This window comes from uncultured Gulosibacter sp. (genome assembly GCF_963509965.1).
Lineage (GTDB): Bacteria > Actinomycetota > Actinomycetes > Actinomycetales > Microbacteriaceae > Gulosibacter.
Window position 1 is genome coordinate 94,837 of sequence record NZ_CAUPDE010000005.1, and the last position, 15,263, is coordinate 110,099.

13 protein-coding genes and 1 tRNA gene are annotated in these 15,263 nt (G+C 63.6%); 5 read left to right on the top strand and 9 right to left on the bottom strand.

Annotated elements, in window-relative coordinates:
* Window positions 1-15 precede the first annotated feature (15 nt).
* Entirely contained in the window at window positions 16-561 is a 546-nt protein-coding gene (locus tag RQ865_RS05210; protein ID WP_311478061.1) for a YceI family protein, read from the bottom strand.
* Window positions 562-773: 212 nt separating this feature from the next.
* Between RQ865_RS05210 and RQ865_RS05215 the strand changes: the two genes are divergently transcribed.
* Window positions 774-2,555 (top strand): alpha/beta-hydrolase family protein, encoded by a 1,782-nt coding sequence (locus RQ865_RS05215; protein ID WP_311478062.1) that lies wholly within the window; start codon window positions 774-776, stop codon window positions 2,553-2,555.
* Between the two features lie 71 nt (window positions 2,556-2,626).
* Window positions 2,627-2,959, top strand: a complete 333-nt coding sequence (locus tag RQ865_RS05220) for a hypothetical protein (protein ID WP_311478063.1) — start codon at window positions 2,627-2,629, stop codon at window positions 2,957-2,959.
* A 370-nt stretch (window positions 2,960-3,329) separates the two neighbouring features.
* On the opposite strand, the gene RQ865_RS05225 is transcribed toward RQ865_RS05220, so the two are convergent.
* Both RQ865_RS05225 and RQ865_RS05230 read right to left on the bottom strand, forming a co-directional pair.
* Window positions 3,330-4,670, bottom strand: a complete 1,341-nt coding sequence (locus RQ865_RS05225; RefSeq protein ID WP_201518046.1) for an ATP-dependent RecD-like DNA helicase — start codon at window positions 4,668-4,670, stop codon at window positions 3,330-3,332.
* The gene (locus RQ865_RS05230; protein ID WP_311478064.1) at window positions 4,667-6,772 is read right to left on the bottom strand and encodes a cytochrome c oxidase assembly protein; all 2,106 of its coding nucleotides are present in this window, start codon (window positions 6,770-6,772) and stop codon (window positions 4,667-4,669) included. Before RQ865_RS05230 ends, RQ865_RS05225 begins: the two co-directional genes overlap by 4 nt.
* Window positions 6,773-7,282: 510 nt before the next feature.
* Between RQ865_RS05230 and RQ865_RS05235 the strand changes: the two genes are divergently transcribed.
* The gene (locus RQ865_RS05235) at window positions 7,283-7,576 is read left to right on the top strand and encodes an HU family DNA-binding protein (RefSeq protein ID WP_201518048.1); all 294 of its coding nucleotides are present in this window, start codon (window positions 7,283-7,285) and stop codon (window positions 7,574-7,576) included.
* A gap of 373 nt (window positions 7,577-7,949) precedes the next feature.
* Here RQ865_RS05235 and rpsN read toward each other — a convergent pair whose 3' ends face one another.
* Genes rpsN through rpmB form a run of 3 tightly spaced genes read right to left on the bottom strand, consistent with a single transcriptional unit; the run spans window position 7,950 to window position 8,665 of the window.
* Window positions 7,950-8,255 (bottom strand): 30S ribosomal protein S14, encoded by a 306-nt coding sequence (rpsN, locus tag RQ865_RS05240; RefSeq protein ID WP_201518049.1) that lies wholly within the window; start codon window positions 8,253-8,255, stop codon window positions 7,950-7,952.
* A 3-nt stretch (window positions 8,256-8,258) separates the two neighbouring features.
* Window positions 8,259-8,429: a 50S ribosomal protein L33 gene (rpmG, locus tag RQ865_RS05245; protein ID WP_068483925.1), complete on the bottom strand. Its 171-nt coding sequence runs from the start codon at window positions 8,427-8,429 to the stop codon at window positions 8,259-8,261.
* Window positions 8,429-8,665 carry a 50S ribosomal protein L28 gene (gene rpmB / locus RQ865_RS05250; protein WP_311478065.1) on the bottom strand — a complete coding sequence of 79 codons (237 nt, stop codon included), beginning with the start codon at window positions 8,663-8,665 and terminating at the stop codon, window positions 8,429-8,431. The genes rpmG and rpmB overlap by 1 nt, the downstream gene beginning before the upstream one ends.
* A gap of 270 nt (window positions 8,666-8,935) precedes the next feature.
* Here rpmB and RQ865_RS05255 point away from each other — a divergent pair, with 270 nt between their 5' ends.
* Entirely contained in the window at window positions 8,936-10,333 is a 1,398-nt protein-coding gene (locus RQ865_RS05255) for an L-serine ammonia-lyase (protein WP_311478066.1), read from the top strand.
* A gap of 26 nt (window positions 10,334-10,359) precedes the next feature.
* On the opposite strand, the gene selB is transcribed toward RQ865_RS05255, so the two are convergent.
* The 3 genes from selB to RQ865_RS05270 form a co-directional block, all read right to left on the bottom strand.
* Window positions 10,360-12,159, bottom strand: a complete 1,800-nt coding sequence (selB, locus tag RQ865_RS05260) for a selenocysteine-specific translation elongation factor (protein WP_311478067.1) — start codon at window positions 12,157-12,159, stop codon at window positions 10,360-10,362.
* The gene (selA, locus tag RQ865_RS05265) at window positions 12,156-13,514 is read right to left on the bottom strand and encodes an L-seryl-tRNA(Sec) selenium transferase (protein WP_311478068.1); all 1,359 of its coding nucleotides are present in this window, start codon (window positions 13,512-13,514) and stop codon (window positions 12,156-12,158) included. The genes selB and selA overlap by 4 nt, the downstream gene beginning before the upstream one ends.
* 66 nt (window positions 13,515-13,580) lie before the next feature.
* A tRNA-Sec gene (locus RQ865_RS05270) sits at window positions 13,581-13,676 on the bottom strand.
* A 67-nt stretch (window positions 13,677-13,743) separates the two neighbouring features.
* Here RQ865_RS05270 and selD point away from each other — a divergent pair.
* Window positions 13,744-14,754: a selenide, water dikinase SelD gene (selD, locus tag RQ865_RS05275; RefSeq protein WP_311478069.1), complete on the top strand. Its 1,011-nt coding sequence runs from the start codon at window positions 13,744-13,746 to the stop codon at window positions 14,752-14,754.
* Window positions 14,755-15,263 lie beyond the last annotated feature (509 nt).

Below are 15,263 nucleotides of genomic sequence, written 5' to 3' on the forward strand. Positions count from 1 at the left end.
TGCGCTTATCGAGGGTTAGCTGTTCTTGGTGAGCTGTGCGTCGATGGTGACGGTGATCACATCGCCCAGGGTCAGGCCACCGGCCTCGGTGGGCGCGTTCCACGTCACGCCGAAGTCTTGCCGGTTGATCTTTGCGGTGGCTTCGAAACCGACCTTGCTGTTGCCGAAACCATCGACGGTGGCACCACCGAACTCGGCGTTGAGGGTTACCGGCTTGGTGACACCGCGCAGAGTGAGGTCGCCGACGATAGTGAGCTCATCGCCATCAACGGCAACGCTGGTTGATTTGAAGGTCATTTCGGGGAACTGTGCAACGTCGAGGAAGTCGCTGGCGCGCAGGTGTTCGTCACGCTGTTTCTGGTTGGTGTCGATTGAGGCAACGTCAATTGTGGCGGATGCGGTGCTGTCTTCGAGTTGATCAGCAATTTCGACCGTGCCGGCAAACGTTTGGAACTTGCCGCGCACCTTCGAGATAGCGAGGTGGCGCACCGAGAAGCTGATCTCGGTGTGGGTCGGGTCGATCGTGTACGTGCCTGCGGTCAGGCCTTCAATTGTGGTCATCAGTCCTCCATCGCGTAAATTGATTGCAGGTACAACCTATTCATACGCATGTATCAGTGCAAGAGCAGCGACCGGATGCACCGCAGATTCTCAGCATCGCGCACAGGCTCGACATTGAACCCTCACCACGAAACTTGCCGGATGCGCTCCGCAACCAGGCTGCGCCGTGGCGGCCTCGGCACCGTTCGCCCAGCTCATGAATAATGGAGCGCATGCTTCGATTCGCGCGCCGACCTCGACCGCACCGCGAATCGCACCACACCCAAAACACAACACCCGAACACTCAGAACCGGCAACACACCCCGAGCGGTCAGACCCGAGGCAGTTCGCACGCCGCGTATCGCCACTGCTTCCCAACTGGTGGGGGCTCGTGGGCGGCCAAATCGCTTCGTGGATCGCACTCGGCCCAAGCTTTTTGCCGCGACGGTGGTGGACCACCGCCGGCAGCGTCAGCCTCTCGCAAATGTACGGCTACGCCATCGGTTCAGGTGCCCGAACGGTGCGCAACGCCCTGCGCCGCAACGGTTACCGCATCCCGAGCCTGCGAAGCGCCACCGCCGAGCGCATCACCCAAACCGTGATGCTCTCGACACTCGCCGCCGGCACCGGAATGGCGCTGGTTAACGCCAGCGAACGTCAGCGTGAAATCGCCAAACTCGTGCAACAAAAGCCCCAGAGCAACCTCGAGCAGGTCGGCGGCTTCTTGCTCGGCACCGCAAACACCGCCATGGCAGTTGGATTCGTGCGGCTCATGCACGTATCGTCGGCACGCACCCGCGCCCTCATCCGCCGCATCGCCCCAGCACTGGCAGCCCCGCTATCGGGGTTCCTCGTGGTGTCGACACTCATCTACGGCATCAGCCGGTACCTGATCCGCTCACAGGTGCTCAACCGGGTGCAGGCAGCCGCCGAACTAAAGAACCTCCTCCCGCTACCGGGGCGGGTGCCGCCCGCCGAACCCGAACGCTCGGGGTCGCGCACCTCCCTCGAAAGCTACGGTGGGCTGGGCCGCCACGGCCGCGCCATCGCCTCTGACGGCCCCCGCCGTGCCGATATTGCAGCGTTCTGGAATGAGCCAGCGATGGAACCGGTGCGCGCCTATATCGGCCTTTCGCCACGCCTAAGCATCCCCGCCGCCGCCAAACGTGCCGTGAAAGAACTCGACCAAGCCGGCGGATTCGACCGCGACCACCTGGTGATTTTTGTCGGTACCGGAACCGGCTGGCTCAACGACTGGTCGATGGCTGCAATCGAATACCTCACACGTGGTAATTGCGCGATGGTTTCGATGCAATACACCGTGCTCACGAGCGCCCTGGCACTGATCGTCGACCGGCGCTCACCGCAGCTGACCGCACAGTCGCTCTATCGCGAAGTGCGCGCCCACCTCGACACGCTGCCGCCCGAGCGACGGCCGAAACTCTATATGTCGGGCGAATCACTCGGCGCATTCGGTGGGCTGTCGGCCTTTGATGACGCCACCGATATGGTCAACTCACTCGCCGGCTCAGTATGGGCCGGCACCCCGCAGTTCTCCCCCATTTGGCAGGAGCTCACCGAGGCACGCAACCCGGGCTCGCCCTATATTCGGCCCGATATCGGCAACGGTGCCCTCATTCGGTTTTCGAACCGCCCCGGTGACGTGACGCACAACGCATCCGGTGAACCCTATGCACCGTGGGGCAAGAGCCGCACCATTTTCTTGCAGCACCCGAGCGACCCGGTGGTGTGGTGGCATCCGTCACTCATTTGGAAACAACCGGTGTGGTTTGAAGAACCGCACGGGCACGATGTCACCGACCGGATGCGCTGGTGGCCGTGGGTGTCGTTCTGGCAGATCTCGGCCGATATGCCGCTTTCGCTCGCCAGCCCCGGCGGGCACGCCCACCGCTACTTTGAAGAATATGTCACGGCCTGGTCGCAGGTGCTCGGCGTGGATGCACCCGTCGCGCAGCTCGAACGCGCGATCCGGCCGTTCATCAAACCGCACTAGTACGCCGCGCTGACTACAGTGATGTAGGAGATTTTCATATGCAACACAAAAAGAGAATACGACTAGCGGTAATGCTCACCGCCGCGATACTCGGCGCAATCAGCCTTGCACTGTACCTGGTTAATTCGATAGGAATGGAGATACACAGATGTCCGAATTATGCACCCGAAGGCATCCATGAAAACATAGACATCAAAAGCGAGCTTTCATTATTTCCACTCGGCGCAAACTGTAAATATTTTCAAATCACACCAAATGGTGACACGGTTCTATTGAACGAGCGACTCAGCGACTTCAACCTAACTTTCCAGCTCCTACCGATGGCACTTGGCGTGCTGTCCTTCTTCATTATTGCGCTGAATACAAACGAAACCGCGAATCAGGCCCACCATGACGGTAGTTAGCGTAACCCCACCCCTAACCGCTGAGGCGCCAATCACGGGTTTGATCGTCGCAACCGAACCTATCCCAGCCACATATACCGGTGCAACATTGCACTATGTTGAACTTGATAAGCATGTATCGCCACAGCAACTTCGCGCAATCACACCTCAACTCACGAACACCAACTTAACACTCGTGGGGTATCGATACGAGAACTCAGACATCGTTGGAGAGTTCTTTATCAACCATGGAGATACACCCGAAGGATTCTCGCAACGATTTAGGGAGAAGTTTGGGACTGACCCTGAGATGTCAGCCGCAATCTACCAAGTAGACAACTACGCACCCATTCCAATCGCCGAACCACTTTCGCTCAGCGGTGAACGGCGCTTAGTCGCGCTTGATCCCGGGTGTGCCGTCCGGGTTGGCCAGCAGCAGCTCATTCGCTGCAGCCGCACGCTGCGCCTCGGCCACCTCGTGCATAAACCGCAGCACGTTTTCATCCGCAAAAATATCGTTCGGCTGCAGCGGGCGCGTCAAATACAGCCCGTCAAGCGATCGGATGCGAGACAGCGCCACATAGGTTTGCCCCGGCGAAAACGCGCGGGCACCCAAATCAACCACAGCCCGGTCATAGGTCTTCCCCTGCGACTTGTGAATCGTCACCGCCCACGCCAACCGCAGCGGGAACTGGTGAAACTCGCCAATCACATCCCGTGACAGCTCATTGGTGCCCGGATCGTAGCTGTACTTCAGCTTCTCCCACACAATCGGCTCGACCTCGTGCTCCTCACCGTCAACCTCAACATAAACGGTGCGCTTAATACGCGAAACCGTGCCCACCGAACCATTCACCCAGCGCTGATCCGGATCGTTGCGCAAAAACATCACCTGCGCACCCTCTTTGATTTCAAGCCGTTCATCGGCAGGAAACGCGCGCCCGGTGAACTCACCCACAATCTCAGCCTCGGCGGTCATCGACTGGCCCGGCAGCCGCGCCAGCTCGCGCGCATTAATACGGCTCACCGTCGCATTGCGCGAGGCAAGCGTGATGATGCCGTCCTGCGGAGCCTGCCGCGCCCCCACCTCGTTGAGCCGCTGCGCCATCGGCGCCGTCACCCGCGCATACCGCACCGCCGTCAGCAGCTGACGAAACTCCTCGTCATGCTGCCGGTGAATTTCTCGCAGGGTGTGGATGCGCATCTCGGCCTCCCGCCACACATGCGCATCAAAAAACCACATCGAACGATAGTTTTTTTCAACCCATGCCCGTTCCTGCGGATCCGACGGCGGCACCGGTGCCAGCTGGAACGGATCACCAAACATCACCACCTGCACCCCGCCGAAAGGCTCGGCGCGACGCTGACGAGCCTGCCGCAGCGACCGGTCGATTGCATCCAGCAGGTCGGCAGACACCATCGAAATCTCATCGATCACGAGCGTGTCAATTTTTTGCAGCAGCTTGCGCACCTCGCGCGGCTGCTCAATCGGCTGGTTACCGATCACCCCGATCGGCAACTTAAACAGCGAGTGGATCGTCTGCCCACCAACATTCAACGCCGCAACCCCGGTGGGCGCACAAATAACCAGCTGCTTCTGCGTGTGCCACGAAAGATGATTGAGCAGCGTCGACTTGCCCGTGCCGGCCCGGCCAGTCACAAACAGATGCTCGGTGGTGTTCTCAATCGCGTCGAACACGCCCTGCTGTTCAGGGGTGAGCTGAACCGTCATTCCGACTTTGCCTCACGGTCAGCAAGCGCCTGCAACTGGGCGTTATAGGCAGCCAGCTCGGCATCCTCATCGCGCGCGGCACGACGGTCGTAGGTGCGGGCCCGCTTGGTGTCGATACGCGCCCACTGCACCCCAACGAGCACCGCAAGCATCACCGTCGGGAACTCACCAAGACCCCACGCAATAGCGCCGCCGATCTGCTGATCCTCAAGCGCCGTCGCCGGGCCCCAGGTGCGGCCGGTCACACCAAACCAGTCGGCAACCAGCAGGTTCGTGTCGACCATCACCGCAAGACCAAAGAAGGCGTGGAAGGTCATCACGAGCACCAGCGAAATCAACCGCATCGCGTGCGGAGCGCGGGTGCGGCTCGGGTCATCACCAATGAGCGACTCCACAAACAGGTAACCGACGATGAGGAAGTGCGCGACCATCCACATGTGGCCAACGTGGTCGGTGACCGCCCAGCGAAAAAGCGGGGTGTAATAAAACGTGAGCAGGGCGATCGCAAAGTTCACACCCGCCACAATCGGATGCGAAAAAAAAGCCGCGTATTTCGAGTGCACCAGCAACAGCATCCACTCGCGCATCCCCATCGAACCATCCGAACGCGGCTTTACCGCGCGCAGCAGCAGCGTCATCGGGGCACCCAGCACGAGGAAGATTGGGATGATCATCGACAGGATCATGTGCTCGGTCATGTGGAACGAGAACTGGAAGCGGCCGTAAACAAACAGCGCACCGTTCACGTTATAAAGCAGGATGAGGCCGCCAATAAACACTGAAACCGTGCGCCACAGCGGCCAATCATCGCCGCGCTTGCGCAGCCGGCGCACGCCCAGCACATAGTAGATGAGCCCCATCACCACGAGCGTGGTCCACACCGGCTCGAGATTCCACACGGTGAACAGCTTCGAAAACTCAAACTCTGGCGGCATTCGGTCGCCACTGAGCAGCTGAGCGGGCGTGGGCGAATCCAGCTGGTCAGCGGTCAGCTGCGGCTGCGGGGATGCGGTGCGTCCCAGTGCCGCGGCCACACCGGCCACCGCACCCATCACGAGCATCTCAGCCGCGATCAGCCAGGCGAACGGGCGCCTGCTGGTGTTGCCCTCGGCAAGATTCGCGCGCATCCGGTCAATGAATCGCCGCCGCTGAGCGGCACCAAAAATCCCCAGGATGACCAGCAGCGCGGTCTTGATCAAAATGAGCGTGCCGTATCCGGTGGTGAACAGGCGCGAAAGATCACCGACGTTAATGAACGTGGCGACCACACCGCTTGTGGCGGTCACAATAAACGCCACCAGGGCCAGCGATGAATAGCGTTCAAGCAGCGGCAGACGACGCGGCGCGGGCGCGAGTGCCGCCACGACACCCACCGCAACAAGCCCACCGAGCCACACTGCCGCACCGGTGTAGTGCAGCGTGATGCCGCCCACCGCGGTGATGTGATTCGAGGCGCCGGCAGCGTGGCCCTGCGCGGCCAGCGGCCACAGGCACAACAGCGCGTAGAGCGTGCTCAGGCAGGTGCCCCAGCGGCTGCGGGTGGCGAACACCGCGATGCTCAAAATCAGCACCATGACGGTGTTGAGCAGCCACTGCTGCCCCGCCTCAAGCCCGCGCATGAAATACCACAGGCCAGCGCCGAAGTCGGCCGAAGTCGAGAACGGAACCCCCGAGATCGACAGGTATGACATCACCGCCGCGAACATCGTCGCGAGCGTCCATCCCGCCGCACCGCCCTGGGCGAGCTGCATCGCCCGCTCATATTCGGGTTCGGATCGGCTGGCACAGTACATCGCCACCACCAAACCGCCGATGGTCAGCGAGGCGGTGAGGTTATAAAGCAGCCGCGCAAAAGGCAGGCCCCAGCGAACCACCGGGCCCGGATCACCCACCTGCAGCGGGTCTGCAGCGCCACCGATGAGCAGACCGACGACGGTGGCAAAAGCAGCAACCGCAACCAGCGCCGCCGGGCCCCACACGATGAGATCCCGGGTGAGCGGCGACCACCCTGCCTGGCTGACGCGATTCAGCGTCGCCTCATCGAGGCCCGATCCTTTGCGCTGAACGCGCGTGCGCCCCAGGCGCTCATCCGCTACTGACATGGTGCCTACCAGCCTAGTCGGCCCGCGCATTCCCGGCAGGCGGCCGGTGGCATGCGCTCATCGACAGGTTGGCGCGCATCCTTGACGCTAGATGGACGCGCTCGGTCTGGTACAGGCACTCAAGACCGAGTGCCCAGCATTCCCGGCGCCGGGCCGCTCGGATTCGTAACCGACCCTCAGCAACAGAACCACCCACGCATCCCTGGCACCAGCCCATTCACATTCGCAACCGTCCCCCTCACCAACAGAACGACCCACGCATCCCTGGCTCCCGATTTCGAGGCCGGCAGTGCCGCTATTTATGGCCGATTTCGACGGTTTTCGGGCGATTTACCCGGGAGATTGCCGAAAATCGCGACAAAATTCATCCAAAACCCGCTAAAACACAAGCAACTCGCGTGATCGGTGCTAGTTTGGCGACGTTGCGCTGCACAGATGAGTGCCGGGCACGACCTAACCTAACCCGGATTGCGACCGCATCCGTGGACGCAGGATTCCCAGGAGGACCCCATGGCAGAGAAGAAGCCAACCGTTAACAAGACCGACCTCGTCGCAGCGATCGCAGCTGAGACCGGCCAGAGCCAGGCCACCGTGAACGGTGTGCTCGACGCGCTGTTCCAGCAGTTCGCTAAGCACGCTGCTGAGGGCACCAAGGTCACCATCCCCGGCTGGCTTTCGGTTGAGCAGACCCAGCGCGCCGCTCGCGTGGGCCGCAACCCGCGCACCAAGGAAGAGATCCAGATCCCCGCTTCGAAGGGCGTCAAGATCTCGGCTGGTTCGAAGCTCAAGAACGCTGTGAAGTAGTTTTTGCTGCTGACCGCGTGGGCCGCTCCGTTTGGGGCGGCCTTCGCCGTTTTCCGGGTGCGCGTGCGCTTGAGCATCGAGGGCGCGACGCCGCGTTCTCGCTGCGTGCACGTGCGCGCCGCCCTCGCGCCCCCGCTCATCCCACCATTTGTGTGTGTCCGCGTCATTTGTATGTGGCAGAGCACACACATTGAACGCAGAGACACACAAATCCCGCAGAAACGTGGCACGGCGACGCGAGCGCAGCGGGGACGCGGCGCGGCGGGTGGGCGGGCGGAACGCAGCGACGCAACGCGCCGGCGCCGCGGAAACGCGCCGAGCCGCATCCCCAAGAGAAAAGGATGCGGCTCGTGCGTGAGTTAAAAAGCGGTGCTTACCAGCTCGACTTGCGGATGCCGGGCAGCTCGCCACGGTGCGCCATCTCGCGGAAACGGACACGCGAGATGCCGTACTCCGAGAGCACACCACGGGGACGGCCGTCGATGGCGTCGCGGCTGCGCACGCGCACCGGCGAAGCGTCGCGGGGCAGCTTCTGCAGTGCCACGCGGGCCTCCTCGCGCGACTCGTCGGTGCCGTTCGGGTCGATGAGCTGCTTCTTCAGCTGTGCGCGACGCTCGGCGTAGCGGGCAACGATTTCTTTGCGCTGCTCGTTCTTTGCAATCTTGCTCTTCTTCGCCATGATCTATCGCTCCTCGCGGAATTCAACGTGCTTGCGGATCACCGGGTCGTACTTCTTCAGCACGAGGCGGTCGGGGGTGTTCCGACGGTTCTTCTTCGTGACGTAGGTGTAGCCGGTACCCGCGGTCGAGCGGAGCTTGATGATGGGACGGACGTCCTGTGACTTCTTCGCCATTAGAGCTTCACACCCTTCTTGATCAGGTCGGCAACCACCGCGTCGATGCCGCGGGCGTCAACGACCTTGATGCCACGGGCCGAGAGCGTGAGGGTCACCTTACGCTTCAGCGACGGCACGTAGTACGTCTTCTTCTGGATATTCGGGTCGAACCGACGCTTGGTGCGGCGGTTCGAGTGGGATACGTTGTGACCGAAACCGGGGGTGGTTCCCGTCACCATGCACACTGCTGCCATGGTTTCTCCTTCAATACCGCGACGCCGGGAAGCGTCGCCCAAGATCTCTTGTCTGCAGCAAGCGCTGCTGGTCAGCAACTCGCCACGGTCTCACCCGAGGGGAACCCAAGTGAGCCAGCTGACAACTATACCCGAGCGTGCGCATCCACACAATGACGAATCCGACCCAAAACAGGCAGCCTCGCCCGGCAGCAAACGCATCCGCTGCGAGCATCCAAACCCCAGCAATAGCCCAGCAAGCAGGCAACCGCGCCGTTTAGCATCTTGCCCGTGAATATCAGCTGCTTTGAGCTGTTTCAGATCGGTCTGGGACCTTCAAGCTCACACACTGTCGGCCCAATGCGGGCCGCGCGCGCATTTGTGCAAACCCTGGTCAACGACGACCGGTTCGCCAGCCTCGCCACAATCCGCATCGACCTGTTCGGTTCGCTCGCAGCCACCGGTAAGGGCCACGGCACCCTCGAGGCGGTGCTGCTGGGACTGGAAGGATACGACCCCTCCGCAACACTCCCCGACCAGGCTGACGCGGCTCGCGAGCGCCAGCACAGCACCGGCATCGTGCGCGTTGCCGAACAGCTCGGGCAGGCGTCGGTGCCCATCAAGCTTGGCGTCGACGATATTGTGCTGCGCCCTCTCACCATCCTGCCGCGGCACACCAATGGGATGCGGTTAGCTGCGGTGGGTGCCGACGGCACCGAACTGCTCACGCAGACCTGGTACTCGATCGGCGGCGGTGCGGTCGAACTCGAAGGCCAGGATGCCGCAGCTGACGCTGCCGTCGCCGTCCCGCATCCGTTCACTTCTGGTGCGGAGCTGCTGCAAGCCTGTGATGAAACAGGCATGTCGGTTGCCGAGCTCATGCTGGCGAACGAGTGCGCATCCCGACCCGAATCCGAGGTGCGGGCGCGCCTGAGTGAACTGTGGGAGGTGATGGAGGCGTGCAAAGACTCGGCGATCCGCCGCAGCGGAGCGCTTCCGGGTGGCCTGCAGGTGCGTCGCCGCTCACCGGCATGGCACACGCGCCTGCGCCAGCTTGATCCCCACCGCGAAGAACGGTTCTGGCAGGAGTGGACGAATCTCGTGGCACTCGCAGTCAATGAAGAAAACGCTTCGGGCGGGCGCATCGTGACCGCCCCAACCAACGGCGCCGCCGGAATTATTCCGGCCGTACTGTTCTATGCCACCCACTATTTGCCCGGTGCAAAACATTGGGATGCGACCGAAAAGCAGGCCGTGATCGCCGACTTTTTGCTCGCGGCGGCCGCAATCGGTGGGCTCATTAAACGCCACGCATCCATTTCGGGTGCCGAAGTCGGCTGCCAGGGCGAGGTGGGATCGGCCTCGGCAATGGCTGCGGCAGGTCTCGCGCAGGTGCTCGGCGGCACTCCCCCGCAGGTTGAAAACGCTGCCGAAATCGCGATGGAGCACCACCTCGGGCTCACCTGCGATCCGATTGCCGGGCTCGTGCAAATTCCCTGTATTGAACGCAATGCGATTGCGGCATCCACCGCGGTGAACGCGGCAAAAATGGCGATGATGGGTGACGGGTCACACTTTGTGTCACTGGATGATGTGATCGTCACGATGCGCGAAACGGGCCGCGATATGAGTGCAAAATACAAGGAGACCGCGCTCGGCGGGCTCGCGGTTAACGTCGTCGAATGCTAGTTCGCGGCGCGGCGGGCCCGCGCCCCCTACCGCACCGTGCGCCGAGTGTCGTCAACACGCCTGGTGAGCCCGCGGCGGTCGAGCAGCTCGAGAAGTGGCACCGCCACGCGTCGGCTGGTGTCGAGCCGCTGCCGTGCCTCGCTGACGGTGAACGGCTGCGGCAGTTCGCGCAGTATTGCTGCCGCCCGCGCCGGCGCATCCGGTAGCAGCACGATCCCCTCGGCGATGCGCAGCAGCCGCCCCGCACGCTCAGCCGCCGCAAGTTCTCGACGCCCAAGTTTGAGCGCTGCGAGAGTGTCTGCATCCGGTGCCACAAACGGCGCCGTGCGCAGCTGGGTTTCAAGTTTTGCCACCGCCGCCTCGATGGGGCCGAGTGTGGCGGCGCGCTGTGCGGCGCAGATTCTTCCGTCACGCACCTCGAGTTTTGCCAGCCGTACCACCGCGCCCAGCAGTTCCGCATTCGGAACCGCCAGCGCATCCACGGCCGCATCCCGGGTTATACCCACGCTGAGCGGGTCGGCTGCGGCGTCATCGGCAACGAGTTTGCGCAGCTGCCGCGCCCAGCTCAGCAGCGCATCCTTGGTGGCAAGCCACGCACCAATGCGCACGAGCTCATTCGGAAGTTCATCTGGCACCTCGATGCCAAACTGTTCGACCGTCGCCGCCGGCATCGCACCACGCCGCGCCACCTCGTGCACGATCGACCCGGTGTCGGCCATACCCGCAAGTTCGGCCTCGCGGCGACGGCCGGCACCGCGCCGACGCAGCTGCGGCGGGTCAACATCCAGCACCAGCGCGCCGCCAATTCCCACGGCCGCGCCCGGTGCGCGCAGCACGAGCCGGTCACCAATCTGCAGCGGCAACTCGGCAGCAAAATGCAGCCGCGCATGTTCGGCACCGAACTCGCGCACGGTCGCCTCAATTGCCGCGGTGCCGAGGTGGGCAATCACCTCGCGCGGCAGCTCGTCGAACGCCGGCCCGCTGACGCGACGCACATCCACCGAGTCGCTCGCCCACCAACGCTGCGGGGTCACGAGCGCCTGCCCGCGTGCCGCGACCCCAGAAGGGACACCCCGCAGATTCACCGCCACTCGGCTCACACCGGTCACTCGAGTCTCGTCGTGTTTGCCGCGCTGCAGGCCGCGCACCTGCACCGCCACCGGATCTGCATCCCCGCGCCACAGCTCAAGCTGTTGATCAACCTCGAGGGCTCCCTCGGCGAGCGTGCCGGTGACCACAGTGCCCGCCCCCGAAATAGTAAATGCCCGGTCAAGCCACATTCTTATCGGGGCGGATGCATCCGGTTCAGGTAGCTGCGCGAGTGTTGCATCGAGTGCCTCGCGCAGCTCGTGTAGCCCGCTGCCGTCCAGCGCGCACACCGGCACGATCGGCGCATCCGCGAGCGCGGTTGCCGCCAGCTGTTGCCGCACCTGCGCGGTGGTGGTGTCGAGCTGTGTGTCGTCGGCAAGGTCGGTGCGGGTGAGTGCCACCACGCCGTGCCGGATGCCGAGCGCCACCGCCGCGGCAAGGTGGTCGGTCGACTGTGGCTGCCACCCCTGGTCGGCGGCGACCACGAAAAGCACCACCGGTGCGGGGCCGAGCCCGGCGAGCATATTGCCGATAAATCGCTCGTGACCGGGCACATCCACGAATGCCACCGAGCGGCCCGAGGCGAGTTCAAACCAGGCAAAACCGAGGTCGATTGTGAGTCCGCGACGGCGTTCTTCGGCCAGCCGGTCGGGTTCGATGCCGGTGAGTGCCCGCACCAGGGTCGATTTGCCGTGGTCGACATGCCCGCTGGTGGCGACCACAAAACGCCCGGTCACGGCAGGGCCCGCAGTGCGGCGATAATCGCGTCAGCCAGCTCGGCGTCACGGTCGGCGGGGATGCAGCGCAGATCAATCAGGCAGGCACCATCGTGACTGCGCGGCAGCACCGCCGGGGTTCCGGTGCGCAGCGGTGTGGCGACGGCCTCGGGAAGCGCGAGCGCCCATCCCGCAAGCGGCACCCCAACTCCGCCACCGCCGCCAACGCGACCGTCGTGCGGGATGATGACGATTTCGGTATCGATTGCGGCTGTCACGCGGCTGGCGAGCTGCTCGGTGCGCTGCCGCAGCCGGTCTGCATCCACCCCCAGTGCCTCGCGCACCGGTGAGGTTCCGGCAGCGACGGTTGCTTCAACGGCCGCCAGTGTGAGTTTGTCGGCGCGCACCGCGCGAGCGATCGGATGTCGGCCAATGCGGCCAATGAGTTCACGCTTGCCAAGAATAATCCCGGCCTGCGGTCCGCCGAGCAGCTTGTCACCGCTCGCGATCACCAAATCGGCACCGTCGCCCAGTGCGGTTGTGGCATCGGGCTCGTTCGGTAGCCGCGGTTCGGGCGCCAGCAGCCCCGAGCCAATATCGGCAATCAGCGGCACGCCCCGATCGCGGCAAAGCTCGGCAAGGGTCGAGGTTTCGACCGAGCTGGTGAACCCCGAGACGTAATAGTTGCTCGGATGAATTTTCAGCACACATCCGGTTTCAGTGGTGACGGCCTCGTCATAGTCGGCCAGATGGGTGCGATTGGTAGTGCCAATTTCGCGGATGCGCGCGCCGGTTGCCGCGATCAGGTCGCTGATGCGGAATCCGGCTCCGATCTCGATGAACTCGCCGCGGCTGAGCACGATTTCTTTGCCACCGGCAGCTTTTTCGTCGGTAGCGGCGGTGCCCGCGAGCGCGGTGGTGGCGAGCATCAACGCTGCAGCCGCATTGTTGACGATGAGCGCGTCCTCGGCCGCGGGGCAGGCGGCAAGGAGCGCCGCCCGCGCGCCCACGCCGCGCCGCGAGCGGGTGCCGGTGGCGAGGTCAAGTTCGAGATCGCAGTATCCGGCGGCTTCGACAATCGCAGTGGTGGCAGCGGCCGAAAGCGGTGCGCGGCCGAGGTTTGTGTGCACGATCACCCCGGTGGCGTTGAGCACCGGCCGCAGCGAGGCCGGGCGCGTAGACGCGATCGAAGCGACGACCTCGGCTGCAACCTGCTCGGGCGTGATTTCGCCGCGGCGGGCGCGCTGCTGGGTGGCGTGGATCACCCCGCGCAGCACCTGCTCACCCAACCCGGCTGCGGCAGCACGCACCTCGGGTAGCGCGAGCAGCGTGTCGGTGCGCGGGATGCGTCGGCGCGGGTCGTCGGGGGGCGTCATGTCACCTGCTTTGTTGCGATACCTGGGCTGCTTTCAGGCAAGTTGTGATGCACGGTCGCATCAAGGTGGCGGAAGCGGACGGGAATCGAACCCGCCAGACCGAGCTGCTCGGCCTCACCGGTTTTGAAGACCGGGGGGCCCACCAGGGCACCAGACGCCTCCAGTGAGCGACAACTTACCAGCAAAGAACTTTCATGACGCGGTTGTCGGCTGTGGGTAGGCTGGCCACATGGAATCGACTGCACAGTTCAATGACGAATCCGCACTGCGACTCACCACCACGGCCAGCGGCGGCGGCTGCGCCTGCAAAATCCCGCCGGGCGAACTCGAAAACGTGGTGAGCGAACTTGCCGGTCAAGACTATGACAGTGTGATCGTCGGGCTCGATGACGGTGATGATGCCGCCGCTGTGCGCATCCAAGACGGGCTGGCGGTGCTGAGCACGGCCGACTTTTTCACGCCCGTGGTCGACAACGCCTACGATTGGGGCCGCATTGCCGCCACCAATGCACTTTCGGATATTTACGCGATGGGGGGCACCCCAACTGTCGCGATCAACCTGGTGGGTTGGCCACGTGCATCCCTGCCCATGGAGCTCATGCGCGAGGTGCTGCGCGGCGGGCTCGATGTGGCCAAGCAGGTGTCGTGCCCGGTGATTGGTGGCCACTCGATTGATGCCCCCGAGCCGGTGTACGGGATGGCGGTTACCGGCACCGCGCATCCCGATAAGCTGCTGCGCAATGACGCTGCCGAGCCGGGCCTGCCGATCACGCTTACGAAGCCGATCGGTGTGGGCATCCTCAACAACCGGCACAAGTCGACCGGCGAGGTGTTCCCCGAGGCGATCGAGGCGATGACCACGCTGAACGCCGAGGCATCGCGTAGGGCGCTTGAGTCGGGGGCGAAGGCGGCCACCGATGTCACCGGCTTTGGGCTTTTGGGTCATCTGTTCAAGATGTGCCGCGCCTCGGGTGTGGATGCGGTGATCGACCGGTCAGCGGTGCCGTCGCTGGAGGCTGCGCGTCGCTCGATTGCCGAGGGATTCATTTCTGGTGGTTCGCGGCGCAACCTCGACTGGGTGCGCCCGCACCTTGATATCGCGGCGACGGTGACCGAGAACGACTTGATTTTGCTGGCGGATGCGCAAACCTCAGGCGGCCTGCTCGTGATTGGCGAGGTGCCCGGCTACCCGGTGATCGGCGAAACCGTGGCCGGCACCGGGCGCGTGAGCATCCGCTAGCGCGAGCGCGCGTGGCGCGCATCCCCTCTGCCTACAGAACATCGCCGCTCTCCCCCGGATTTGTGTGTGTTCGCGTCAAATGTGCGTGCTCTGCCACATACAAATGACGCGGACACACACAGAACCCGAGAAAGCAGAGGCGCGAGCGTGGCGAGGCGCGGATCGCGATGCGAGCACGACAAGTAGCGATTGGTGCGGTGCAACGCGACTGCAAGGCTCGAGCGCACGGCAGCACCGACAAGCGCGCTTCATTTGTGTGTGTTCGGGCCAAATGTGCGTGCTCTGCCACATACAAATGACGCGAACCCACACAGAACCCGGGGAAGACTGGATGCGGGTGCGCGGCGGGCAGGCGGACAGGCGGGCGCGAGGGATGCGTGAGCGTAGCGGCGTGAAACGAGCGTGGAAGCGCGCGGGCTCGGACCGCGGAAGGCCGCGGGAAGCGGCGCGCGCCGCGCGCACGGCGAACCACCGACACCTCGTTTGCAAGGTAAGCCTTACCTAAGTTA